Source organism: Enterobacter cloacae complex sp. 418I7, assembly GCF_050030705.1.
Taxonomy (GTDB): domain Bacteria; phylum Pseudomonadota; class Gammaproteobacteria; order Enterobacterales; family Enterobacteriaceae; genus Enterobacter; species Enterobacter intestinihominis.
The window spans coordinates 684,844-710,789 of record NZ_JBLGUU010000001.1 but is presented as its reverse complement, the minus strand read 5'-3'; the positions used below and the strand labels follow the sequence as shown (position 1 = coordinate 710,789).

General features: G+C 54.5%; 20 protein-coding genes and 1 pseudogene. 4 read left to right on the top strand and 17 right to left on the bottom strand.

Translation table 11 applies throughout. From position 1 onward, the window contains the following. Position 1 precedes the first annotated feature (1 nt). Together apaG and apaH are read left to right on the top strand one after the other, a co-directional pair. Positions 2–379 (top strand): Co2+/Mg2+ efflux protein ApaG, encoded by a 378-nt coding sequence (gene apaG, locus ACQG0S_RS03430; RefSeq protein ID WP_003856425.1) that lies wholly within the window; start codon positions 2–4, stop codon positions 377–379. A gap of 4 nt (positions 380–383) precedes the next feature. Next, positions 384–1,232 (top strand): bis(5'-nucleosyl)-tetraphosphatase (symmetrical) ApaH, encoded by an 849-nt coding sequence (gene apaH, locus ACQG0S_RS03425; RefSeq protein WP_022647017.1) that lies wholly within the window; start codon positions 384–386, stop codon positions 1,230–1,232. A 39-nt stretch (positions 1,233–1,271) separates the two neighbouring features. Here apaH and folA read toward each other — a convergent pair whose 3' ends face one another. From folA to kefF, 3 genes are all read right to left on the bottom strand, one after another. Continuing rightward, positions 1,272–1,751 carry a type 3 dihydrofolate reductase gene (gene folA, locus ACQG0S_RS03420; RefSeq protein WP_003856431.1) on the bottom strand — a complete coding sequence of 160 codons (480 nt, stop codon included), beginning with the start codon at positions 1,749–1,751 and terminating at the stop codon, positions 1,272–1,274. A gap of 114 nt (positions 1,752–1,865) precedes the next feature. Then, a complete protein-coding gene (kefC, locus tag ACQG0S_RS03415) occupies positions 1,866–3,731 on the bottom strand; it encodes a glutathione-regulated potassium-efflux system protein KefC (protein WP_169440943.1) in 1,866 nt (621 codons plus the stop codon). Next, complete coding sequence (kefF, locus tag ACQG0S_RS03410) at positions 3,724–4,254, bottom strand: glutathione-regulated potassium-efflux system oxidoreductase KefF (protein ID WP_063137945.1); 531 nt, start codon at positions 4,252–4,254, stop codon at positions 3,724–3,726. Before kefF ends, kefC begins: the two co-directional genes overlap by 8 nt. A gap of 374 nt (positions 4,255–4,628) precedes the next feature. On the opposite strand from kefF, the gene ACQG0S_RS03405 reads away from it, so the two are divergent. Beyond that, positions 4,629–7,676, top strand: coding sequence for an autotransporter outer membrane beta-barrel domain-containing protein (locus ACQG0S_RS03405; protein ID WP_426750018.1), 3,048 nt, complete (start codon positions 4,629–4,631; stop codon positions 7,674–7,676). A 49-nt stretch (positions 7,677–7,725) separates the two neighbouring features. Here the strand turns inward: ACQG0S_RS03405 and ACQG0S_RS03400 are convergent, their stop codons facing one another. The 10 genes and pseudogenes from ACQG0S_RS03400 to ACQG0S_RS03355 form a co-directional block, all read right to left on the bottom strand. After that, positions 7,726–7,959, bottom strand: coding sequence for a YgdI/YgdR family lipoprotein (locus tag ACQG0S_RS03400; RefSeq protein ID WP_003856439.1), 234 nt, complete (start codon positions 7,957–7,959; stop codon positions 7,726–7,728). Positions 7,960–8,141: 182 nt separating this feature from the next. Next, positions 8,142–11,366, bottom strand: a complete 3,225-nt coding sequence (carB, locus tag ACQG0S_RS03395) for a carbamoyl-phosphate synthase large subunit (protein ID WP_022647013.1) — start codon at positions 11,364–11,366, stop codon at positions 8,142–8,144. An 18-nt stretch (positions 11,367–11,384) separates the two neighbouring features. Continuing rightward, the gene (gene carA / locus ACQG0S_RS03390; protein ID WP_023299297.1) at positions 11,385–12,533 is read right to left on the bottom strand and encodes a glutamine-hydrolyzing carbamoyl-phosphate synthase small subunit; all 1,149 of its coding nucleotides are present in this window, start codon (positions 12,531–12,533) and stop codon (positions 11,385–11,387) included. A 454-nt stretch (positions 12,534–12,987) separates the two neighbouring features. Next, entirely contained in the window at positions 12,988–13,809 is an 822-nt protein-coding gene (gene dapB / locus ACQG0S_RS03385) for a 4-hydroxy-tetrahydrodipicolinate reductase (protein WP_169440938.1), read from the bottom strand. A gap of 204 nt (positions 13,810–14,013) precedes the next feature. Continuing rightward, a complete protein-coding gene (ispH, locus tag ACQG0S_RS03380; protein ID WP_022647010.1) occupies positions 14,014–14,964 on the bottom strand; it encodes a 4-hydroxy-3-methylbut-2-enyl diphosphate reductase in 951 nt (316 codons plus the stop codon). A gap of 1 nt (position 14,965) precedes the next feature. After that, a complete protein-coding gene (fkpB, locus tag ACQG0S_RS03375; protein WP_022647009.1) occupies positions 14,966–15,415 on the bottom strand; it encodes an FKBP-type peptidyl-prolyl cis-trans isomerase in 450 nt (149 codons plus the stop codon). Positions 15,416–15,531: 116 nt separating this feature from the next. Further along, the gene (gene lspA / locus ACQG0S_RS03370) at positions 15,532–16,032 is read right to left on the bottom strand and encodes a signal peptidase II (RefSeq protein WP_063148247.1); all 501 of its coding nucleotides are present in this window, start codon (positions 16,030–16,032) and stop codon (positions 15,532–15,534) included. Beyond that, on the bottom strand, positions 16,032–18,848 hold the full coding sequence (gene ileS, locus ACQG0S_RS03365) for an isoleucine--tRNA ligase (RefSeq protein ID WP_038415308.1): 2,817 nt from the start codon (positions 18,846–18,848) through the stop codon (positions 16,032–16,034). The genes lspA and ileS overlap by 1 nt, the downstream gene beginning before the upstream one ends. 45 nt (positions 18,849–18,893) lie before the next feature. Continuing rightward, positions 18,894–19,820, bottom strand: a complete 927-nt coding sequence (gene ribF / locus ACQG0S_RS03360) for a bifunctional riboflavin kinase/FAD synthetase (protein ID WP_048966495.1) — start codon at positions 19,818–19,820, stop codon at positions 18,894–18,896. Between the two features lie 7 nt (positions 19,821–19,827). Next, positions 19,828–20,045, bottom strand: a pseudogene (locus ACQG0S_RS03355) (DUF2575 domain-containing protein). A gap of 101 nt (positions 20,046–20,146) precedes the next feature. On the opposite strand from ACQG0S_RS03355, the gene rpsT reads away from it, so the two are divergent. Then, entirely contained in the window at positions 20,147–20,410 is a 264-nt protein-coding gene (gene rpsT, locus ACQG0S_RS03350; RefSeq protein WP_003856458.1) for a 30S ribosomal protein S20, read from the top strand. Between the two features lie 58 nt (positions 20,411–20,468). Here the strand turns inward: rpsT and nhaR are convergent, their stop codons facing one another. The 4 genes from nhaR to dnaK all read right to left on the bottom strand — a co-directional run bounded on the left by nhaR (position 20,469) and on the right by dnaK (position 25,922). Then, positions 20,469–21,368 (bottom strand): transcriptional activator NhaR, encoded by a 900-nt coding sequence (gene nhaR, locus ACQG0S_RS03345; protein WP_003856462.1) that lies wholly within the window; start codon positions 21,366–21,368, stop codon positions 20,469–20,471. Between the two features lie 58 nt (positions 21,369–21,426). Then, positions 21,427–22,602 (bottom strand): Na+/H+ antiporter NhaA, encoded by a 1,176-nt coding sequence (nhaA, locus tag ACQG0S_RS03340; protein WP_023305418.1) that lies wholly within the window; start codon positions 22,600–22,602, stop codon positions 21,427–21,429. A 173-nt stretch (positions 22,603–22,775) separates the two neighbouring features. Then, the gene (gene dnaJ, locus ACQG0S_RS03335; protein WP_008502040.1) at positions 22,776–23,921 is read right to left on the bottom strand and encodes a molecular chaperone DnaJ; all 1,146 of its coding nucleotides are present in this window, start codon (positions 23,919–23,921) and stop codon (positions 22,776–22,778) included. Positions 23,922–24,008: 87 nt separating this feature from the next. Next, the gene (gene dnaK / locus ACQG0S_RS03330; RefSeq protein ID WP_006810169.1) at positions 24,009–25,922 is read right to left on the bottom strand and encodes a molecular chaperone DnaK; all 1,914 of its coding nucleotides are present in this window, start codon (positions 25,920–25,922) and stop codon (positions 24,009–24,011) included. Between the last annotated feature and the right edge of the window lie 24 nt (positions 25,923–25,946).

Here is a 25,946-nt window from a genome sequence, read left to right as displayed (position 1 = left end):
CATGATTGATTCGCCCCGCGTCTGTGTTCAGGTTCAAAGCGTCTACATTGAGTCCCAATCCACACCGGATGAAGAACGTTTTGTCTTTGCTTATACCGTAACCATTCGCAATCTGGGGCGGATGCCTGTGCAACTGCTCGGGCGCTACTGGCTTATCACCAACGGCAATGGCCGCGAAATTGAAGTCCAGGGTGAAGGTGTGGTCGGTGAACAACCCCATATCGCCCCTGGCGAAGAGTATCAGTACACCAGCGGTGCGGTCATTGAAACGCCACTGGGTACCATGCAAGGCCATTACGAAATGGTCGATGCCGACGGTAATGCTTTCCGCATTGCTATTCCTGTGTTCCGTCTCGCCGTACCTACACTTATTCATTAATCTAATGTCTACATATCTGATTGGCGACGTTCACGGTTGCTACGATGAACTGATCGCATTATTAAAACAGGTCGATTTTACTCCCGGGCAGGACACGCTCTGGCTTACAGGCGATTTAGTGGCGCGCGGCCCTGGCTCCCTTGACGTCCTGCGTTACGTCAAATCTCTGGGCGACAGCGTGCGGCTGGTACTGGGCAACCACGATCTGCATCTGCTGGCCGTATACGCCGGGATCAGCCGTAATAAGCCGAAAGATCGCATTACCCCCCTGCTGGAAGCACCGGATGCCGATGAGTTGCTCAACTGGCTGCGTCGCCAGCCACTGCTACAGATTGACGAAGAGAAAAAGCTGGTGATGGCTCATGCCGGCATCACGCCTCAGTGGGATCTTGAGACGGCAAAAACCTGTGCGCGCGACGCCGAAGCGGTGCTGGCGAGCGACTCCTACCCGTTCTTCCTCGATGCGATGTACGGCGACATGCCGAATAACTGGAGTGATGACCTCAGCGGCCTGGCGCGGCTACGTTTTATCACCAATGCTTTTACGCGGATGCGCTACTGCTTCCCGAACGGGCAGCTGGATATGTATTGCAAAGATACGCCGGAAAATGCCCCTGCGCCGCTTAAGCCATGGTTTGCGATTCCGGGCCCCGTGACAAACGAATATAGCGTGGTATTTGGGCACTGGGCATCACTGGAAGGAAAAGGCACCCCGGAAAATATCTATGCGCTGGATACCGGATGCTGCTGGGGCGGGGATTTAACCTGCTTACGCTGGGAAGATAAAACCTACTTTGTCCAGCCATCCAACCGACAGCTGGATTTAGGCGAGGGAGAGGCGGTCGCCTCCTGAAGATGTTTATCCTCTCCCTTTGGGGAGAGGATAAAAACGTTAACGACGTTCCAGAATTTCGAAGCAGTAGCTGTGCGAGTTCTGCGCATCCGCATCGTGAAACTCACTGAATACGGACTCCCACTCGTCCGGATCGTAATCCGGAAAATGGGTATCCCCTTCCACTTCCGCATCAATGTGCGTCAGATACAGTTTCTGCGCTTTTGGCAGGAACTGCTCATACACGCGACCACCACCGATCACCATGATCTCTTCGGCATCGCCGCAGGCGGCAATCGCTTCATCAACGGATTTCACCCACTGCACGCGATCGTCAGTGCCCGGCTGGCTACTGATCACAATATTCTTACGACCCGGCAATGGACGACCAATCGACTCCCAGGTCAGGCGGCCCATCACTACCGGCTTGTTTAACGTAGTACGTTTAAACCATGCGAGATCGGCAGGCAGGTTCCACGGCATGGCGTTTTCCATGCCGATAACGCGGTCTACCGCCAGCGCTGCAATCAGACTGATCATTGAAAATTTCCCGGATGCAAAAAATTGCCGCCACTATACGGAAAGCTTAATCTTTCGTCGACTGGCGGCAGGGTAAAGAATTAGAAATTTTTTAATATTGCTGGCAACTCCACTTCACGCAGAGGGTTTACTCTCCGGTTCATCCGCAGGATCACCGGTATGCTTGCCCTCTTCCGTCCCTTGCCAGCCGTGGCGCTGAACCAGCGACAGGTGATTACGATCCTCGTTGATGATTTCCGTCAGCATGGTGCTGGTGCGTTTAAACACCGCTGCGCGTTCGGTTGCCGTACTGCTCGCCATCGCCACCATCTCTTCCACCATATCATGGTTAAAGCGGCGGAACAGATCGGCACGTTCACGCGCTTCATACGCACCAAGCCCCAGACTTTCCAGCGCCATGCGGCCAGATTTGAGCGCCCCTTCGAAGGTTTCACGTTCAGGGGCTGCCACCCCCGCCTGACGCAGCTGGATGTAGTGATCCACATCGCGCGCACGTGAGATAATGGTCAGATGCGGAAAATGCTCTTTAACCAGCTCAACCATCTGCATGCTGGTCTCAGGATCGTCGATGGCGTTAATCAGCACCTCGGCTTTCGCCGCCCCGGCGGATTCCAGCAGGTCCGCCCGGGTCGCATCACCGTAAAACACTTTCATATCGAATTTACGCAGCGTATCAACATGGTCAGGATCGTGATCGAGGATAACCATTTTCACACCGCTGGAGAGCAGTAAACGGCCTGCGATCTGCCCGAAGCGGCCAAATCCGGCGATGATCACGCGAGGCTGCTCCTCGTCGATCTCATCGGCTTCTCGCTCCTGTTCGCTTCCCGTTTTTTCCAGACGCGTCAGCAGCACCAGCAGAATTGGCGTTGCGGCCATCGACAGCGCGACCGCCAGCGTCAGCGCTTTTGCCCATTCCGGATCGAGTACATCTGCCATCTGCGCTGCGCCAAAGACCACGAAAGCAAACTCACTCCCCTGCCCCAACAGCACGGCAAACCAGCGGCGTTGCGGTTTTGGCACGTTTAACGGTCGGGCAATCAGCCACAGCATCGCCATTTTAATGACCAGGAAACCCACCAGCAGAATGATGATGCGCAGCGGGTGGGTTACCAGCGTCCCGAAGTCGATAGACATCCCGACGCCGATGAAAAACAGCCCAAGCAGCAATCCTTTAAACGGCTCGATATCGCTTTCCAGCGCGTGACGATATTCGGAGCTTGCCAGTAAGACCCCTGCGAGGAAAGCGCCCATCGCCATCGACAGCCCAGCCTCTTCAAGCAGCAATCCAAAACCAAACACCAGGAATAACGCAACGGCGCTGAATACTTCGCGCAGGCCAGAGCGAGCCACAAAGCGCAGCAACGGACGCGTTACGTAGCGCCCCAAAAGAATTACCAGCGCCAGCGCACCGACAACCTTCAGCGCAGATAAGGCAAATGCCCCCAGCGTCGTTGATGCGCCGCTGGTTGCCAGCAGCGGGATCATCGCTACCAGCGGGATGGCGGCAATATCCTGGAACAGCAGTACGGAGAAGGTGCTGCGCCCCATTTGCGAGACCGTCAGGTTACGTTCGTTCATTGCCTGCATGGCAATCGCCGTCGAGGAGAGCGCCAGCGTCATGCCAATCAGCTCTGCGACTTTCCACTCCATCCCCAGCAAAATGCAGAACCCGCCCAACAGCAGACCGCAGGCCAGCATTTGCAAAGCGCCACCGCCAAACACCGAGGCGCGCAGTTTCCACAGCCGCTGCGGATCCAATTCCAGGCCAATCACAAACAGCATCAGCACCACGCCGATTTCCGCAAAATGCAGGATTGACTCGGCATCCGTCACCAGCCGAAAGCCCCAGGGGCCAATCACACACCCGGCAATCAGATAGCCGAGCACCGAGCCCAGCCCCAGACGGACCGCCACGGGCACAATTAATGCCGCCGCGCCGAGGTAAATCAGCGCCTGTATCATCGTATGGCTATCCATTGTGCCCCTCCTGCCACTCGAGTAAGCGTTGTTTGTAGTGACTAGCCTGCGCCTGCAAGGTTTCATCGTCGCAGACAAAGGTACAGTGCATTGCAAAAGGCGGAAGCCAGTTCAGGCCACAGTAAAGGGCGGTAGCCTGGAGCGGCTGCGCCAGCACGTCAAATCCGGGGAAAGCGCCAATCTCAAAGTGGCTTTCACCCCCACCGGTGGTTACAGCCCACATCAGGCTTTTTCCCTGAAGCGCTTTGCCGTTATGTCCGTATGCCCAACCGTGCGACAAGACTTTGTCGATCCACAATTTCAGCAGCGGAGGTGTGCTGTACCACTGCATCGGATGCTGCCAGACGATCAGATCGGCACGAGAGAGCGCCTCCTGTTCGGCGGCGACATCGATACTGAAATCAGGATAGAGTTGATAGAGGGAACGTATCTCAACGTTTTCGAGCGTCCTTGCCTGCTCAAGCATCCGTTTATTCGCATGCGAATGTTGCGGATAGGGATGCGCATAAATTATCAGAACCATGAATATGCCTGTCTTTTACTTTTCTTGTAGCATTGAGTGTAGACAGTTACCACCCCGACTTAAAGGGGCTATCTAACGGTTAAAAGTAAAACGCAAGTATTGGCAACCCATCCCACCTTACCAGCGACAGTGGCGCTAAACACGAAGAGCGATACGCGAGACAAATTCATCCTACAAAATAGTTATGGCCATTCATATTATCAACAGATATTTTTAGCGAAACTTAAGTCATTATTTAATAAATCAACCTGTACATAACCTATTGAAAAAATAATAATTTTATGCTTTTTTGTTTTAAGCTCACGCTTTAAGACGGACTAAATACGTTTTACGCACGTTATCTAATGTTCCTTCTCACTCAAATGGATGTGTACATGAGCAACAATTTCTTTAGATTAAATCATACAACCAAAACTCTTGGAAAGATATTTCCTGCCTTGTTGATATGCACCCCTGCGGTTGCATTTTCTGCAACGATTGACCAATCAACTTCTGTTCCTCAAGATTTCTCAGCCGATGCTGAATATATTATTAATAAAAACGTGACGATCTCCTCCGCTGGTAGTGAAGCGGCGGTATCGGTCTCTGGGTTTACTCTCACCAATGTCACTAACGAGGGGAATATTTCTGGCACGGGAAATGGCCTGAATATAAATACTGGTGTACAGCGCATTGTAATTAATAACGACATCGGCGCAACCATTTCCTCCACCACCGCGAATGCGGTGAATATTCAGTCACTACTCGGTGATTTTAATAACAGTGGAAACATTACTGGCTCGGAAAATGGCATTTTTGTCAGTGAAAACTCCTCCGCAGTAAATATTACCAATACCAGCACCGGAACGATAAAAGGAAAAACAGGTCTTAGTACTCAGGTTGGCATTGGCATTAATAACAGTGGCGAAATTATCGGTACAAACGGTGATGCTATTACGGCAAATGATGGCAACACTAAGATTTTTAACAGTGCCACTGTGCAGGGAACCCAGTACGGAATCAATGTAAAAGATACAGCAAAATTAGATATCAAAAATAGCGGAACGATTAGTGGTGAAACAAACGCTATTATGTTTGCCAGCGATAAAAATAACACGCTACTGCTCGACACTGGCTCCAACCTCATCGGTGACGTAATATCCACAAATTCCAGAGGAAATACCCTGACGTTGATCGGCACCGGTACGGAAGACAGTAACTTCGTGGGTCTGAATGAAGGCGACTGTTTTGCCAGCGTAAAAATGGAGGGTGAAAGCTGGGCACTGTCGGGCGATCTCGACATTATTGGCTCTGGCGACTCCTTGCTGATAGAGACTGGCGCGTTAACCCTGTCGGGTGCGGTATCGAATACCGGTAATACGCGGGTGGCCAAAGACGCCTCGCTGCAACTGGGCGATGGCGAAAAAACTGCGACGCTCAGCGGTGGGCTCACCAACAATGGTACCGTCATTTTTAATCAGGGTAGCGATTTCACTTTCGCCACCGACATGACCGGTAGCGGTAACGTCGAAAAAGTTGATTCCAACACGCTGACCCTGACAGGCAAAAATAGCTATACAGGGAATACGGTTCTGCACGGTGGCACCACGCTTATCTCCACCGGAGCAACGCTCGGCGTCAAGGGCAGTAACGCCACCGTTACCGTTGAAAACGGCGCGACCTTTGCCACCGCAGGCGAAGTGAACAACAACATCGCGATTCTTAGCGGCGGTACGCTGGCGGCATGGAATGCAGTCCAGGGTAACTCCACGCTCAGCGCTTCCGGTGTTGATACCATCAACGGCAACGTGGCTAATGGCGGCACGCTGTTGCTGAGTGCGGCTGATAATAGCGTTGGCAATAATTTTACGATTAATGGCGACTACACCGGCTCTGACGGTAGCCAGATTGTGATGAACAGCACTCTGGGTGAAGATAACTCACCAACTGACCACCTCACCATTACGGGCAGCAGCTTCGGTCAGTCCGGCGTCAGCATTACCAACATTGGCGGCGCAGGCGCGCAAACCCTTAACGGTATGGAAATTGTCAGCATTGGCGGCAGTTCCGAAGCCCAGCTGACGCTGGCAAAACCGGTCGTCGCAGGCGCCTGGGAATATAACCTTTACCAGCACAGTGACGGAAACTGGTATCTGGAATCAAAGGCGACGCCTTCTGATGATCCTTCCGACGACACCGATGACGGTGGCAATAATGATGACGGCGGTAACACCGACGGCGGTGGCAACACCGATAATGGTGGTAACACCGATGACGGTGGTAACACAGATGACGGTGGTAACACAGATGACGGTGGTAACGCCGATGATGGTGGTAACACCGACAACGGCGGCAACACTGACAACGGCGGCAACACCGATAACGGCGGCAACACTGACAACGGTGGCAACACCGATAACGGCGGCAATACTGACAACGGCGGCAACACCGATAACGGCGGCAACACCGATAACGGCGGCAACAACGATAACGGCGGTAACAGTGCCCCGGAAGTTATGGCACCTGAAGTGGGTGCTTACTTAGGTAACTACCTTGCCGCGCAGAGCATGTTCCTGCATAAGCGCGACGATCGCGACCAGCTCACTTTCCGCAATGAAGACGATCTGAACACCTGGATGTACGTTAAGGGTCGCTATCATGAGAACGATGCGGGTGGCGATAAAGTCAGCTACGACACCACCACCACCGTTCTGCAAGTCGGCAGCGATTTCATGAGCAAGCCAATGGATAACGGCATCCTGCGTGCCGGTGGTATGTTCGGTGCAGGCCAGGCGAAGACCCACTCTGATGCGAAGCACAACGTGCGTGACGCACAGGGTAAGGTTGATGGCTTTAATATTGGGCTGTACGCCACCTGGCAGGAAGATCAGAAATTACGTCTGGGCAGCTACGTTGATACCTGGGCCGCTTATAGCTGGTACAACAACAAAGTCACCAGCAATCGTAACGATGAAGATTACGATAGCGAAGGTTTCGCCGCGTCTGTTGAAGTCGGCCACGCGTGGGTTATCCAGTCTGAAAATGAACGTACATGGAAGATCGAGCCACAGGCGCAGGTGATCTACAGCTATCTCGATCAGGAAAATCACACCGATCGCGACGGCGTTCGCGTAACCACGCTGGACAATGACAGCGTCTTTGGTCGTCTTGGCGTTAAAGCAAGCTACTTCCAGCAGAAGGACGTCAAGGCCTGGCAGCCATACGTCGCAGTTAACTGGTTGAAAGGTGCTGGTCAAAACGATCTGGCATTCAACGACGAAACCGTCAGCAACGATACGCCAGAAGATCGTGGTCAGTTAGAGCTGGGCGTAACCGGCAACCTGAACGAAACCACAACGATCTCCCTGCGTGCCAGCGGTGAGTGGGGTGAAAACAGCTATGCCGCTTACGGCGGTCATATTTTGTTAAACCATCGCTGGTAATCGATCATTCTGACGCAAAAAAAGCAGTGGCATGTGCCACTGCTTTTTTTTAGTTATCCAGCTCACCCATTGATTTAACCTGGTCACGGTTAATCTGTTCAGTTTGACCGGTTTCGGCGTTTTTGTACGATACCAGACCGGTATCGTCATCCACCTGCGGTTTCCCGTCAGTAACGATAGTTTTACCATCGGTGGTTTTTACGGCCTGATTTGACGAACAGCCCGCCACGGTGAACATTGCAGTGGCAGCCAGAACGGAAGCGATCAGTAGTTTATTTTGCATGGTGTTTTCCCCTGCTCTCAGTTGAATTTTCGTTATCGACCTAACCATTTTAGGCTAACTGACTGAAAGCGGATGAAAAACCAGAAGGTTCTTAAGATGGGTAAAGAAAACCGTAGGGCGGGTAAGCGAAGCGCCACCCGCCACTTGCCCGGCGGCGCTAACGCTTGCCGGGCCTACGCAGATTACTTGCTAATCTGAGCGTGCATTTCCTGCACCGAAATCACCTTCTCGGTGGCATCCGCATTCAGCGCCATGGCCGTCGCGAAACCGCCGTTCAGGGTGGTGTCGTAATGCACTTTATACTGGAGCGCGCTGCGGCGAATCAGCTTGGAGTCTTCAATCGCCTGGCGACCTGCGGTGGTGTTGATGATGTAGGTGTACTCACCATTCTTGATACGGTCCTGAATGTGCGGACGACCTTCATGCACCTTGTTCACCAGACGCGGGTTGATCCCAGCTTCACCCAGCACAATTGCCGTGCCGTGGGTTGCATCCAGCTCGAAGCCCTGTTTAAGCAGCTTGGCGGCCAGGTCAACCACGCGCTCTTTATCGCCTTCGCGAACGGAGAGCAGCGCACGGCCCGATTTTCTCATGGTGGAGCTGCTGCCCAGCTGTGCCTTGGCAAACGCTTCTGCGAAGGTGCGGCCCACGCCCATCACTTCCCCGGTAGAGCGCATCTCTGGCCCTAACAGTGGGTCAACGCCCGGGAATTTGTTGAACGGCAGCACCACCTCTTTCACCGAGTAGTACGGCGGGATGATTTCTTTCGTGACGCCCTGCTGAGTCAGCGTCTGGCCAGCCATCACGCGCGCCGCCACTTTCGCCAGCGGAATACCGGTCGCTTTAGAGACGAACGGTACGGTACGTGCCGCACGCGGGTTGACTTCAATCAGATAAACTTCGTTGTCTTTCACTGCGAACTGGACGTTCATCAGGCCGCGAACCTGCAACTCGAAGGCCAGCTTCTGCACCTGCTGACGCATCACATCCTGAATCTCCTGGCTCAGGGTGTACGCAGGAAGAGAACATGCGGAGTCACCGGAGTGCACGCCAGCCTGCTCGATGTGCTCCATGATGCCGCCAATCAGCACCATTTCGCCGTCGCAGATAGCGTCAACGTCGACTTCGACCGCGTCGTCGAGGAAGCGGTCGAGCAGCACTGGCGCATCGTTGGAGACGCTCACCGCCGTCTGGAAGTAGCGACGCAGGTCGGCTTCGTCATAGACGATTTCCATCGCACGGCCGCCCAGTACGTAGGATGGACGCACCACCAGCGGGTAACCAATCTCTTTCGCTTTCTCAACGGCCATTTCAATCGCGGTCACGGTGGCGTTCGCCGGCTGTTTCAGCTTGAGACGATCAACTGCCTGCTGGAAACGCTCGCGGTCTTCCGCACGGTCAATCGCGTCCGGGCTGGTGCCAATGACCGGCACACCTGCTGCTTCCAGCGCACGCGCCAGCTTCAGCGGAGTCTGGCCGCCATACTGCACGATCACGCCTTTCGGCTTCTCGATGCGCACGATTTCCAGCACGTCTTCCAGCGTAACCGGCTCGAAGTAGAGGCGATCGGAAGTGTCGTAGTCGGTCGAGACGGTTTCCGGGTTACAGTTGACCATGATGGTCTCGTAACCGTCTTCGCGCAGCGCCAGCGAGGCATGCACGCAGCAGTAGTCGAACTCAATGCCCTGGCCGATACGGTTTGGACCGCCGCCCAGCACCATAATCTTGTCGCGGTCGACGGACGGGTTCGCCTCGCACTCATCTTCATAGGTGGAGTACATGTACGCGGTATCGGTCGAGAACTCTGCCGCACAGGTGTCCACGCGCTTGTAAACCGGGTGCAGGTCATACTGGTCGCGCAGCTTGCGGATCTCCGCTTCACGTACGCCCGCCAGTTTAGCCAGACGCGCATCGGCGAAGCCTTTACGCTTCAGCATGCGCAGGAAGTCTGCGTCAAGGCCGTTGATGCCCAGCTCTGCCACTTTCTCTTCCAGACGCACCAGCTCTTCAATCTGTACCAGGAACCAGCGGTCGATGTTAGTCAGGTTAAATACGCCGTCGACGGAGAGGCCCGCACGGAAGGCATCGGCGATGTACCAGATACGCTCTGCGCCCGCGTCTTTCAGCTCGCGGCGGATTTTGGTCAGTGCTTCCGGGTCGTCCAGGCTGACTTTCGGGTCAAAGCCGGTCGCGCCCACTTCCAGGCCACGCAGCGCTTTTTGCAGGGATTCCTGCTGCGTGCGGCCAATCGCCATGACTTCACCAACGGATTTCATCTGGGTAGTCAGACGGTCGTTCGCGCCGGCGAATTTCTCGAAGTTAAAGCGAGGAATTTTAGTCACAACGTAGTCGATGGACGGTTCGAAGGACGCTGGCGTGCGGCCACCGGTGATGTCGTTCATCAGCTCGTCAAGGGTGTAACCCACCGCCAGTTTCGCCGCCACTTTCGCAATCGGGAAGCCGGTGGCTTTGGAGGCCAGCGCGGAGGAACGGGACACGCGCGGGTTCATTTCGATAACAATCAGACGGCCGGTTTTCGGGTTCACCGAGAACTGCACGTTCGAGCCGCCGGTTTCCACGCCGATTTCACGCAGTACCGCCATCGAGGCGTTACGCATGATTTGGTACTCTTTGTCGGTCAGCGTCTGAGCTGGCGCAACGGTGATGGAGTCGCCGGTGTGGATCCCCATCGCGTCGAAGTTTTCGATGGAGCAGACGATGATGCAGTTGTCGTTTTTATCACGCACCACTTCCATCTCGTACTCTTTCCAGCCAATCAGCGATTCATCAATCAGCAGCTCTTTGGTTGGGGAGAGATCCAGACCGCGTTCGCAAATCTCTTCGAACTCTTCGCGGTTGTAGGCGATACCGCCGCCGGTGCCGCCCATAGTGAATGATGGACGGATGATGCACGGATAGCCCACGTCAGCCGCGACGGCCAGCGCTTCTTCCATGTTGTGTGCGATACCGGAACGCGCGGTGTCGAGGCCAATTTTTTTCATTGCCACGTCGAAGCGACGACGGTCTTCTGCTTTATCAATCGCGTCGGCGGTTGCCCCAATCATGGTCACGCCGAACTCTTCCAGCACACCCTGACGCTCCAGCTCCAGCGCGCAGTTCAGCGCCGTCTGGCCACCCATGGTCGGCAGCACCGCGTCCGGACGCTCTTTCTCAATAATTTTGCGTACCACTTCCCAGTGAATTGGCTCGATGTAGGTCGCATCTGCCATTTCCGGGTCGGTCATGATGGTGGCCGGGTTAGAGTTGACCAGGATGACGCGGTAACCCTCTTCGCGCAGGGCTTTACACGCCTGCGCGCCGGAGTAGTCAAATTCACAGGCCTGGCCGATCACGATCGGGCCAGCGCCAAGGATCAGGATGCTTTTTATGTCTGTACGTTTTGGCATGGTCTTCTCAGCTCCTGATTATTTAGCAGTCTTACGGTATTGCTCGATAAGTTCGATGAAGTGATCGAACAGCGGCGCGGCATCGTGTGGGCCCGGGCTGGCTTCAGGGTGGCCCTGGAAGCTGAACGCAGGCTTATCGGTGCGATGGATACCCTGCAAGGTACCATCGAACAGTGACTTATGCGTCACGCGCAGGTTAGCTGGCATCGTCGCTTCATCCACAGCGAAGCCGTGGTTCTGCGCGGTGATCATTACCGTGTTGTTGTCGATATCTTTCACCGGGTGGTTACCACCATGGTGGCCAAACTTCATCTTGACGGTGTTCGCTCCGCTCGCCAGTGCCAGCAGCTGATGGCCGAGACAGATGCCGAATACCGGGATATCGGTTTCAAGGAAGGACTTAATGGCGTCGATAGCGTAGTCGCACGGCGCCGGGTCGCCAGGACCGTTAGAGAGGAAGATGCCGTCCGGGTTCATCTTCAGAACATCTTCCGCAGACGTTTGTGCCGGGACGACCGTCAGGCGGCAGCCACGGTCAACCAGCATACGCAGGATGTTGCGCTTGGCACCAAAATCGTAGGCCACCACGTGGAACGGCAGCTCGCTTTCCGGTTTCGCTTCCGGCAGGTCGCCTTCCAGCGTCCAGCTTCCCTGCGTCCAGCTGTAGGCTTCTGTGGTAGTCACTTCTTTCGCCAGGTCCATCCCGTTCAGGCCCGGGAAGGCTTTCGCTTTTTCCAGCGCCAGCGCCGCATCGAGGTTGTCCCCTGCGATGATGCAGCCATTTTGTGCACCCTTCTCGCGCAGCAGACGCGTCAGCTTACGGGTATCGATATCGGCAATCGCCACAATGTTATGGCGCTTCAGGTAAGAAGAGAGGTCTTCGGTGTTGCGGAAGTTGCTGGCAATCAGCGGCAGGTCGCGAATGACCAGGCCTTGCGCATGTACCTGAGAGGATTCTTCGTCAGCCGCATTGGTGCCGACATTGCCGATATGAGGATAAGTAAGAGTAACGATTTGGCGAGAATAGGAAGGATCAGTGAGGATTTCTTGATAACCGGTCATTGAAGTATTGAAAACGACTTCCCCAACCGCCGAACCCGTTGCCCCTATGGCCCGACCGATAAACTGGGTTCCGTCTTCCAGAACCAATAGCGCTGACTTAATCAAAACACCCTCCAGAGAATATTCACTCACTTTATTTGCATATTAATTCATAACCATGTCATGGATCAATGCAAATGTGTTGCCAGCGGATTTTTGGCAAACGGCGGCATTCTGGGGATTTGCCATGTAAAAGTCAACTTAAAACGGGGATTTTGTTTATTCTTTTGCAGGCCTGATGGCTTGATTTCAAATTAAGTGGCAAAAAGATCAACTAAATCACTGTGGAAACCGCTTGCGCAGGCAGTTTAAAAGAAACAATCGTCTTGCGGGAATAAAAAGTGGACCAGATGGTCAAAATTTACAGTACAGCAACATAAAATAGCATGAAAACACTTACTTTAAATGAGTTAAATGCAATAATCCTTTGAAATAGACAAAATAAAAGGGCAATAAAATATTGCCCTATGCAATCAAACAGTTACGACTGCAATAACCACATCACGATGGGTAATAACGCTTACAAATTGTTGAGTTCGAGCACATCTCGCATATCAAAAAGACCATTTGGCTTACCTTTTAGCCACAGTGCGGAGCGTACCGCCCCGTTTGCAAACGTCATGCGGCTGGATGCTTTATGTGTGATTTCGACCCTTTCACCAATATCGGCGAACATAGCGGTATGTTCGCCGACGATATCACCCGCGCGAACGGTGGCAAAACCAATGGTGCCAGGCACGCGCTCGCCAGTGTGACCTTCGCGAGAATAGACCGCGATGTCTTTCAAAACTTTATCCATTGCATAAGCAATCGCTTCGCCCATCGCCAGCGCCGTGCCAGATGGGGCATCGACTTTATGGCGGTGGTGCGCTTCAATAATCTCAATGTCGGTATAGTCGCCCATCACCTTCGCTGCCTTTTCCAGCAGTTTCAGCATAACGTTAACGCCTACGCTAAAGTTCGCGGCGAAGACAATCGCAATGTCGGCGGCTGCTTCCTGAATGGCCTGTTTACCGGCATCATCGAAACCGGTGGTGCCAATCACCATCCCTTTACCGTGCTGGCGGCAAAACGCCAGGTGAGTCAAAGTGCCTTCCGGACGGGTAAAGTCGATGAACACGTCAAAGTCTTCTTTCACCGCCTCCAGGTTGCTCTGTACGGTAACGCCTGTCTTGCCCGCGCCTGCCAGCTCGCCCGCATCGGAGCCCAGCAGGGATGAACCTTCACGCTCCAGCGCCGCGCCAAGTGCCACGCCATCCATCTGTAGTGCCGCCTGAATCAGCTGGCGACCCATACGTCCACCCGCGCCCGCAATGGCGACACGGATCTGTGCATCATGCATAGTTATTCTCTTACGTTAAAATGATGTAAACCGTTTTCAGATTAACCAGCCTTCGCTAACGCTGCCAACTGAAAACACCAATAATTAGAATTTAACGTGAAACCGACTCAGATATCAGTAAAAGACATGATTTTGTCGTCACGATAAGATACGAAGCAAAAAAAGGCCAGCACAGAAGGTGCTGGCCTTTCATCAGAAAAGAAATTATTCCACTTCGCGGGCGTCAATTCGCAGCTCTTTCGGCACTTCAAAGACAATGTTCTCTTCACGGCCTTCCAGCGGCACCGCTTCGCCACCACCCAGCTCTTGCAGGCGGGCAATGACGTTTTGCACCAGAATATCCGGCGCTGAAGCACCTGCGGTAACACCGACGCAGGCCGCGTTTTTCACCCACGCTTCCTGAATGTCCGTTGCGTCGTCGATCAGAAACGCCGCTTTCCCCATACGCTGCGCCAGTTCGGCCAGACGGTTAGAGTTAGAGGAGTTTTTTGAACCGACCACCAGCACCACGTCCGCCTGTTCAGCCAACGCGCGCACGGCTTCCTGACGGTTGGTGGTTGCGTAGCAGATATCATCTTTGCGCGGCCCGACGATTTTTGGGAAGCGCTGGCGCAGGGCGTCAATCACGTCTGAGGTGTCGTCCACGGAAAGCGTCGTCTGGGTCATAAACGACAGACGCGCTTCGTTTTTCACATTCAGCGTAAAAACGTCTTCCGGCGACTCAACCAGATACATACCCCCTTCCGGGTTGCTGTACTGACCCATGGTGCCTTCAACTTCCGGGTGACCGGCATGGCCAATCAGAATCGACTCTTCACCACGACGGCTTGCACGCGCCACTTCCATATGCACCTTGGTCACTAACGGACAGGTGGCATCGAATACGGTCAGATCGCGGCTTTTGGCTTCGTTACGTACGGCCTGGGATACGCCGTGCGCGGAGAAGATGAGGATTGCGCCGTCCGGCACTTCGCTGATCTGCTCGATAAAAATCGCACCGCGCTCGCGCAGGCTGTCGACCACGTAGCGGTTGTGCACCACTTCGTGACGCACGTAAATCGGCGCGCCGTAAATCTCCAGCGCATTTTCAACAATGCTGATAGCGCGGTCTACACCAGCGCAAAAACCGCGCGGGTTAGCCAACAGGATCTGCATTTCAGTCCTCCAGCGCCGGATCGATCTCCAGCACTTCTACATCAAAATGAACGGTACGCCCGGCAAGCGGATGGTTGAAGTCAACGGTGATGGAATCCCCGTTGATTTCGCGGATCACGCCAGGCATTTCGCTGCCGTCCATAGCGGTAAAGAGCATAATCGCCCCGATCTCCGGTTCACCCGCATCCATAAACTCACGGCGCGAGAAGTACTGAATCAGATCCGGGCTTGGCACACCGAATGCCGCATCCGGCTCCAGTGAGAACGCTTTTTTCTCACCCTCTTTCAGCCCGAGAAGCTGTTGTTCTAGGCCTTCAGACAGGGAGGTGTCGCCCAGACGAAACAGCGCCGGTTTGCCATTGTTGCGGGTGGATTCGGCCGTGGAGCCGTCATCCAGCTTCAGCGTGAAATGAACGAGAACCGCGCTGTTGCTCTGTACGGATTTAGACATGCAAATTGCTCGCTTGTTTTGGGTCACCTGTTGCCCGGTGGCGCTACGCTTACCGGGCCTACGGGGGCCACAAATTCTGTAGGCCGGGATCGCTACGCGTCACCCGGCTGGTTTTGTTACGCCTGCTCTTTCGCGGCCGGTTTAGGCAAGAAGCCTTCCAGCACGATTAACGCTGCACCAACGCATATTGCGCTATCGGCGAGGTTAAAGGTCGCAAAGTGCCAGTCGCCGACGTAGAAGTCGATCATATCGACTACAAAGCCGTGCCACAGGCGGTCAAACAGGTTACCCAGTGCGCCACCAATGATCAGCGCGTAGGCGATGTTATTCAGCTTTTGCGTGGCCTTCGAGCGGTACATCAGCACCGCGAGCACGACGCAGATACCCATTGCGATACCTGCGAAGAACCAACGCTGCCAGCCACCGCTGTCGGCAAGGAAACTAAACGCCGCGCCGTAGTTGCGGGCGTAGTGCAGGTTAAGCGACGGGAACAGCGGGACCGTATCCCCCAGAGCGAAATTCTGGAGGATCAGGAACTTGCTGCCCAAATCAATAATCAGCACCACTACCACCAGCCACAGCCAGCGCAGTCCTGTTGAACAGAGAGTTTTACTCATCAGGCAAACTTACGTTTTTCGCCGTCGCCGGCGACGTTGCTTACACAGCGTCCGCAGATGTCTGCGTGTTCCGCCACCTGGCCGACATCGGTAGTGTAATGCCAGCAACGCGGGCATTTTTCACCATCGGCTTTGCTCAGTGCGACCTTCAGTCCTTTGAGCAGTTCGCTCTGCTGAGCATCAGCAGATGCCTCGGCATAATCCGCAACTTTCGCACCGGAGGTCAACAGGACAAATCGTAATTCATCGCCCAGCGCGGTCAGCTTCGCGGCCAGCTCAGGCTCTGCGTACAGGGTCACCGTCGCTTCCAGAGAGCCACCGACTTTCTTGTCAGCGCGCGCCTGCTCGATAACCTTGTTCACTTCGCCACGCACTTTCAGCAGCTCGTCCCAGTAGGCGTCGTTCATTGCTTCAGTGCTGGAGAGGTCGAACAGACCTTCGTACCACTCGCCGGTGAAGACATACTTCTCACGGTCGCCCGGCAGGTAACCCCAGATTTCATCTGCGGTGAAGGACATGATCGGCGCCATCCAGCGTACCAGCGCCTCTGCGATGTGGAACAGCGCGGTCTGGCAGCTACGACGCGCCACGCTGTCCGCTTTCGCGGTGTACTGGCGGTCTTTGATGATGTCGAGATAGAACGACCCCATCTCAATGGAGCAGAAGCGCATCAGGCGCTGCACCACTTCGTGGAAGTCGTAAGACTCATAGGCTTTCAGAATATCTTCCTGTGCCGCTTTCGCGCAGCCTACCGCCCAGCGATCGAGCACCACCATCTCTTCCGGCTTCACCATGTCTTTTACCGGATCAAACCCGTTCAGGTTCGCCAGCAGGAAGCGCGCGGTGTTACGGATACGACGATAGCTGTCAGCAGCACGTTTCAGGATCTCGTCAGACACCGCCATTTCGCCCGTGTAGTCGGTGGATGCCACCCACAGGCGTAGAATATCCGCGCCCAGCTTGTTCATCACGTCCTGCGGAGAAACGGTGTTACCGATGGATTTGGACATCTTACGGCCCTGACCATCCACGGTGAAGCCGTGGGTCAGTACCTGGCGGTAAGGTGCTTTGCCCTTCATGGCGGTGGAGATCATCAGGGATGACATGAACCAGCCGCGGTGTTGGTCGGAGCCTTCCAGATACATGTCGGCAGCGTGACCGGCGAACTCAGGGCGCACGTCAACCACGGAGGAGTGGGTAGACCCGGAGTCGAACCACACGTCCAGGGTATCCGGCACTTTCTCGTAGTTGTCCGCGTCAGCGCCCAGGATGTCACGGGAATCGAGATCCCACCACGCCTGAATGCCGTCAACTTCAACGCGCTTCGCCACCTCTTCCATCAGTTCCAGGGTGTTCGGGTGCAGTTCCTGCGTCTCTTTATGCACGAACAGCGACATCGGCACGCCCCAGGTGCGCTGACGGGAGATACACCAGTCGGGACGGTTAGCCACCATGGATTCGATACGCGCCTGGCCCCAGTCCGGGATCCACTGCACGCCTTTGATCTCTTTCAGAGACTGCTCGCGCAGGCCTTTCTGGTCCATGCTGACGAACCACTGCGGGGTCGCACGGAAGATAATCGGGGTCTTATGGCGCCAGCAGCACGGATAGCTGTGCTGCATTTTCTCAACGTGCAGCAGCGCACCGCTGGTGCGAAGCATGTCAACGATGATGTCGTTGGCTTTAAAGACGTTGATACCGTCCAGCGCCGGGTAGGTGCCAGGCAGGTAAGAGCCATCCGGACCGACCGGGTTGGCGATTTCCAGACCGTATTTCAGGCTGATGTTGTAGTCGTCAGGACCGTGGCCGCCGGCGGTATGCACCGCACCGGTACCCGCGTCCAGCGTGACGTGGTCGCCCAGGATCGCCGGAACGTCGAAGTCCAGGAACGGGTGTTTGAAGCGCATCAGCTCCAGCGCGTCGCCTTTTACGGTACCCAGCACGCTGTAATCAGTGATGTTCGCGCGTTTAAGCACGCTTTCAACCAGATCTTTTGCCAGGATAACCGCGCGACCATCAATTTGTACCAGCGCGTACTCAAACTCACCGGACAGGGAAATGGCACGGTTGGCTGGTAACGTCCACGGGGTGGTGGTCCAGATAACCAGCGAGACTGGACCGCTTACGCCTGGCAGGCCAAATTTAGCTTTGATCGCATCCTGATCGACCGCTTCGAACGCCACGTCGATAGAAGGCGAGGTTTTGTCGTAATACTCTACTTCCGCTTCTGCCAGCGCAGAACGGCAGTCCACGCACCAGTGCACCGGCTTAGCGCCTTTATGCAGGTGACCGTTGCCGATGATTTTACCCAGCGCACGGATAATGTTGGCTTCGGTTTTGAAGTCCATGGTCAGGTACGGGTGCGACCAGTCGCCCAGCACGCCCAGACGGATGAAGTCAGCGCGCTGACCGTCTACCTGGGTGGCAGCGTATTCGCGGCATTTCGCGCGGAACTCTGCGGCGGTGAACTTCTCACCCGGCTTACCGTACTCTTGCTCCACTTTCAGCTCGATTGGCAGACCATGGCAGTCCCAGCCCGGAACATAAGGCGAGTCATATCCCGCGAGTCCTTTGGACTTCACGATAATGTCTTTCAGAATCTTGTTTACAGAGTGACCAATATGAATGCTGCCATTCGCATAGGGAGGGCCATCATGCAGAATGAAGGTTTTTTTGCCTTTTTTGGCTGCACGAATGATGCCGTACAGGTCATCATCAGTCCAACGCGCCAGCATTCCCGGTTCGCGCTTGGCGAGATCGCCGCGCATCGGGAACCCTGTTTCCGGCAAATTCAGGGTTGATTTATAGTCACTCATCAGATTCTCGGTTCCGTATTTATCACGTAGGCAGTTAAGCCGGTTCTAAAGCCCAAAAAACTCGCGGGCCGTTAATTCATCTCGCGCGATTTGCGCCTTAAGTTCATCCAGCGAAGCGAATCGCTGTTCATTGCGTATTTTTTTACGCAGTATCACATCTATATGGCGACCGTAGAGGTCCATTACAACGTCCAGCAGGTGTACTTCTAACTGTTGACGCACACCGGAAACCGTTGGACGTGTACCAATGTTGGCAACACCGTAGAAAGGCTTCTCACCCAGTCCTGCCACTTCCACCGCATAGACCCCTTTAACCGGGGAGACCTGACGACGCAGCGGTATATTCGCCGTCGGAAAACCTATCGTGCGGCCCAGCGCATCGCCATGGACCACACGACCTGAAATTGTGAACGGATGACCCAGCAGCGTTTCTGCCGTGTCCAGTTCATCGTTCGCCAGCGCCTGACGTACCGCCGTGCTGCTGACGCGCACCCCGCCCTCACAGAAGGTCATCGTACTGGTGACGTCAAACCCGTACTCCAGGCCAGCCTTCTGTAATAACAAGAAATCGCCCTGACGACCAGCGCCAAAGCGGAAATCATCGCCCACGGCGAGAAACTGCACGCCAAGCTGCCTGACCAACAGATCGCTGACAAAGTTTTGTGCGGTCAGCGCGGCAAACCGACGGTCGAAGCGTACGCACAGGACGTAGTCAACGCCGGACTCCGTCAGGTAGCGTAACTTCTCACGCAGACGCGTCAGCCGCGCGGGGGATTTCTCGCCGGCAAACAGCTCCAGCGGCTGCGGTTCGAAAATCATCACCACAACGGGCAGGCCACGCGCCTCCCCTTCTTTACGCAATCCCTGCAACAGCGCCTGATGCCCACGATGCACGCCGTCAAAATTACCAATGGTCAGCACGCACCCGTGCGGGGCTTGACTGAGATTATGTATGCCGCGTATCAGCTTCATGACTGGCTCAAAACAGTGAAAATCGCCAAAGTATACCTTGTACGGCGGTTAAGGTTAACCGGCGATTGTTCACGCGAAACAGAAAGCCGTATGATTTCATCAGGCTGACCTTTCACAGCAAAAAAATCTGCCCGAGAACTGCGATTTTTATGCCGAAAGGCTGTATTCACGAAAGACAAGCTGGTAGAATCCTGCGCCATCACTACGTAACGTAGCGTCGCTCATTAACGGCGCTTATTTGCACAAATCCATTGACAAAAGAAGGCAAAGAGGGCATATTCCTCGGCCTTTGAATTGTCCACATAGAACATATTTGGGAGTTGGACTTGGCTAATATCAAATCAGCTAAGAAACGTGCCGTTCAGTCTGAAAAGGCTCGTAAGCACAACGCAAGCCGTCGCTCTATGATGCGTACTTTCATCAAGAAAGTATACGCAGCAATCGAAGCAGGCGACAAAGCTGCAGCGCAGAACGCATTTAACGAAATGCAACCAATCGTGGATCGTCAGGCTGCTAAAGGTCTGATCCACAAAAACAAAGCAGCGCGTCATAAAGCAAACCTGACCGCGCAGATCAACAAACTGGCTTAATCGCTACTTGTTGTTGCTTGTTTGAAAGAACCCGCTTAACGCGGGTTTTTTTATGTCTTCAGATTGCCGGCGGCGTAAACAGCGCCGAGTAGTCGCGGTTGCAGATTCGCTGCACCGCCGGGTGCTGAATCATCCTTTCGGCGAATATGGCGTGATACTCTTCCATCACGTTATCCACCCTGCCAATCTCGGTAATCTTGTCGTCTGAATAGAGATCGTGCGCGTACAGCGTCGGGGCAACGAAGATAGCGTTGTGCGCCTCGCCAAAAGCCTTCATCAAAGCCGCATCGTCGAACTCACCGAGGATCTCCACGTTCAGCCCCTGCGAGTTAAACCAGTTCAGCAGCTTACGTCCGAGCATAGACCGCCTACCCGGCACCAGCAGGCGGCGCTCTTCCAGGCAGGCAGGAAACGGTTTTTCCGGCGGCGGATTAATGCACCAGAAACTGACGCCGCATTCGCCAATTTTCACCGAGAACAAGCCTTCCTGCTGCGTGGAGTCGATTGGGCAGTCCGAGATAATCATATCCAGCTTATGCTGGCTCAGCTGTTCCAGCAGCATCTCGTGAGTGGACTCAAAGCAGCGTAAATGAATCTGTTCATCTTCCACCACCGCCGCATCCAGCACACCGCTTACCAGCCGTTTGGACAACGCATCCGCCACGCCCACGTCAAAGAGCAGGTTCGACTCTTTGCGATAGTTAACGATATCCAGCATCTCCTGGCTCAGGGTGAACATCTTGTCCGCATAGCGGAACACCAGTTCGCCCAGCTCGCTCGGCTCAATGCCACGTCCTTTCCGCTTAAAAAGCTTGCCCTGTAAGCGCTCTTCCAGGGCTTTGATTTGCCCGGTAATAGTTTGTGGTGTCAGGTAGAGCGCCTCTGCCGCTCCCACGACCGAGCCCTGCTTGTAGACATGCCAGAAGTAATAGAGATGGTTATAGTTCAAATGAGACATCACGTTTTCACTCCCTGATAGTTTATCGGGAGAAGGCTTCCCTTCTCCCGGTTTCCTGTTATGCCTGGACAGCCTGTCCGGACAACTTCACCTTCAACAAGGTATAACCAATAACCGCGGCCAGTAACGACCCGATAAGAATGCCGAGTTTCGCCCAGACGATAAGCTCAGGCGCGCTGGTGCCAAACGCCAGCGTCGAGATAAAGATCGACATGGTGAATCCAATACCGCACAGCACGCCGATGGCCATAATCTGACTAAAGGTGGTTCCGTTTGGCAATGACGCCAGCTTCAGCTTCAGCGCCAGCCAGCAGAACAGGCTGATACCCAGCGGCTTACCGATAAACAAACCAGCGATGATACCCAGCGGCAGCACAGAGGTGAGTCCGTCCAGGGTAACACCGGCCAGGGAAACACCCGCGTTGGCAAATGCAAACAGCGGCAGGATCATAAAGCCCACCCACGGATGAAGCACATGCTCCAGCTGTCTGGCAGGCGATTTGCCGTCCTGCTCCTTCAGCGGAATAAAGAAGCCAACGATGACGCCCGCCAGCGTGGCATGCACGCCAGACTTCAGCACCGCCGTCCACAGCACCATCCCCACCAGAATATAAATACCCGTGCGTCGGACGTTGAAGACGTTCAGCAACGCCAGCACCGCAATAGCCACGGCCGCCACGCTCAGCGACAGAACCGACAGATCGCTGGTGTAGAACAGCGCGATAATCACGATAGCGCCCAGGTCATCGATAATCGCCAGCGCCATCAGGAAAATTTTCAGTGCTACCGGGACGCGGCTACCGAGCAAGGCTAAGACCCCGAGCGCAAACGCGATATCCGTTGCGGCCGGGATCGCCCAGCCGTCACGCGCAACCGGATCCTGCCACGCAAACGCGAGAAAGAGCAACGCGGGAACGATCATCCCGCCAATCGCCGCGATCACCGGAAACGCCGCGCGCTGACGGCTGGCAAGAGAACCGATCACCAGCTCACGTTTGACCTCCAGGCCTACCAGCAGGAAGAACACCGCCATCAGCGCATCGTTGATCCACAGCAGCATGTTCTTGTTAATTTCCAGCGCCCCGACCTTCAGCTCGACGGGGGTTTCCAGAAATGCGTGATAGAGATCGCGCGTCATGCCCATATTGGCGAGCAGCATGGCGGCTGCAGCAGCAATAATCAGGATGACGCCGCCGGATGCCTCACTGCTTAAGAAACGGTGTAGTAATTTCACGTTTAAACTCTCTTTTACAACAATACCTCGGTAAAACCATAATATCAGCGCAAACAGATCGGTAAAAACAGATTAATATTGGTTATAGATTCAGTTTAACCGAGGAATAACGCTATAAAGCAAAAAGCCCGGAATCGCTTCCGGGCTTTAAAGGATAGTAACCAGCTGGCAGGTTAGCGGGTTAAATCGTCGAAGAATTTTTTGACGCCATCGAAGAAGCTTTTGGAGCGCGGGCTGTTTTTCTCACCCGTCGGGCCACCAAAACTCTCCTGAAGCTCTTTCAGCAGCTGTTTCTGCTTGTCGTTCAGGCCGACCGGCGTTTCAACAACCACGCGGCATAACAGGTCACCCTGCGCGCCACCGCGAACGGATTTAACGCCTTTGCCGCGCATGCGGAACAGCTTCCCGGTCTGGGTTTCGCCAGGGATTTTCAGGTTAACGCGACCGTCCAGCGTCGGCACTTCGATTTCGCCGCCCAGCGCCGCCATCGCAAAGTTGATCGGCACTTCACAGTACAGGTTGTTACCTTCACGCTCGAAGATGGCGTGCTGTTTAACCTGAACCTGAACGTACAGATCCCCTGCCGGTGCGCCGTGCTCGCCAGCTTCACCCTCACCTGCCAGACGGATGCGGTCGCCCGTATCCACGCCTGCCGGGATCTTAACGGACAGCGTTTTGGTTTTCTCCACGCGACCGTGACCGTGGCATTTGGTGCACGGATCTTTAATCAGCGTACCGCGACCATGACAATGCGGACAGGCCTGCTGCACCGCGAAGAAGCCCTGGCGCATCTGCACCTGACCGGAACCGTGACAGGTTGGACAGGTCTGTGGCTGAGTCCCCGCTTTCGCGCCGCTGCCGTGGCAAACGTCACACTCTTCCAGCGTCGGGATACGGATCTCTTTGGTTACGCCACGAACCGCTTCTTCCAGCGTCAGGTCCATGTTATAGCGCAGATCTGCGCCGCGCGCCGCGCGCTGACGACCACGACCGCCGCCGAAGATATCGCCAAATACATCGCCAAAGATGTCGCTGAAATCAGCGCCGCCGCCGAAGCCGCCGCCACCAAATCCACCGCCGCCCATGCCGCCCTGTTCAAAGGCCGCGTGACCATACTGGTCATAAGCCGCACGTTTTTGTGCATCGGTCAGGACTTCGTAGGCTTCTTTAATCTCTTTAAATTTGGCTTCAGCCTCTTTGTCACCCTGGTTACGGTCAGGGTGGAATTTCATGGCCAGGCGCTTATATGCCTTTTTGATTTCACGCTCTTCCGCAGTTTTCGGAACGCCTAAAATCTCGTAATAGTCTTGCTTTGCCATTGGTTTTTTTAAGCCCCTTAACATGCGAGCACGGGCGTGGAGAATACTCCTACGCCCGTGCCGATTAATTACCCTGCATCAGGGCGATTATTTTTTATCTTTCACTTCTTCGAACTCAGCGTCGACAACATCGTCGTCTTTCGCGTTGTTCTGGGAAGCATCAGCGCCCGCCTGCTGCTGTGCGTGCTGCTGCTGAGCGATTTCCATCAGCTTCTGAGAAACCTGTGCCAGCTCCTGCATCTTCGCTTCAATGTCCGCTTTGTCTTCGCCTTTCAGAGACGTTTCCAGTGCGCTCAGTGCAGTTTCGATCGCAGTTTTGTCTTCCGCTGGCAGTTTATCGCCCGCTTCTTCAACCTGCTTACGGGTGCTGTGCAGCAGATGGTCACCCTGGTTACGGGTCTGAACCAGCTCTTCGAACTTACGGTCGGATTCCGCGTTAGCTTCGGCATCACGAACCATTTTTTCGATTTCCGCTTCGTTCAGGCCAGAAGATGCCTTGATGGTGATCTTCTGCTCTTTACCGCTGTTTTTGTCTTTCGCAGACACGTGCAGGATACCGTCAGCATCGATGTCGAAGGTGACTTCGATCTGTGGCATGCCGCGTGGTGCCGGGTTAATACCGTCCAGGTTGAACTGACCCAGAGATTTGTTATCCGCCGCACGCTTACGCTCACCCTGAATCACATGGATGGTTACCGCAGACTGGTTGTCTTCAGCGGTGGAGAACACCTGGCTGTGTTTCGTCGGGATAGTAGTGTTTTTGTTGATGAGCGGAGTCATCACGCCACCCATGGTTTCGATACCCAGTGACAGCGGAGTAACGTCCAGCAGCAGTACGTCTTTCACTTCACCCGTCAGAACACCACCCTGAACCGCAGCACCGATAGCAACCGCTTCGTCCGGGTTCACGTCTTTACGTGGCTCTTTACCAAAGAATTCAGCAACTTTCTTCTGAACCATTGGCATACGGGTCTGACCACCTACCAGGATAACGTCCTGAATATCAGACACGGACAGGCCAGCGTCCTGCAATGCAACTTTCAGTGGCTCGATAGAACGGTTCACCAGGTCTTCTACCAGGCTTTCCAGTTTCGCACGGGTCACTTTGATGTTCATGTGTTTTGGACCGGTCGCGTCTGCGGTGATGTACGGCAGGTTCACATCGGTCTGCTGAGCGGAAGACAGTTCGATCTTCGCTTTCTCAGCCGCTTCTTTCAGGCGCTGCATGGCCAGCGGGTCGTTACGCAGGTCAATGCCCTGATCTTTCTTAAACTCGTCAACGAGGTAGTTGATCAGACGGGTATCGAAGTCTTCACCACCCAGGTGGGTATCACCATTGGTTGCCAGAACTTCGAAGGTTTTTTCGCCGTCGACGTCGTCGATTTCGATAATAGAGATATCGAAGGTACCACCACCCAGGTCGTAAACCGCGATAGTACGGTTACCAACTTCTTTATCCAGACCGTAAGCCAGTGCTGCTGCGGTTGGTTCGTTGATGATACGTTTTACTTCCAGACCTGCGATACGGCCAGCATCTTTGGTTGCCTGACGCTGAGCATCGTTGAAGTAAGCAGGTACGGTGATAACAGCTTCAGTTACCGGTTCACCCAGGTAATCTTCCGCGGTTTTCTTCATTTTCTTCAGCACTTCAGCAGAGATCTGCGGAGGTGCAGTTTTGGTGCCTTTCACATCAAGCCATGCATCGCCGTTATCGGCTGCGATGATTTTGTAAGGCATGATGGAAACGTCACGCTGAACTTCTTCGTCCTGGAAGCGGCGGCCAATCAGGCGTTTGATTGCAAACAGGGTGTTTTGCGGGTTTGTCACTGCCTGACGTTTAGCCGGCTGACCAACCAGAGTTTCACCATCCTGGGTATAAGCAATGATAGAAGGCGTGGTGCGATCGCCCTCGGCGTTCTCCAGCACACGTGCAGTAGTGCCATCCATAATCGCTACACAAGAGTTGGTAGTACCCAGGTCGATACCAATAATTTTACCCATCTAAACGTCTCCACTAAAAATTCA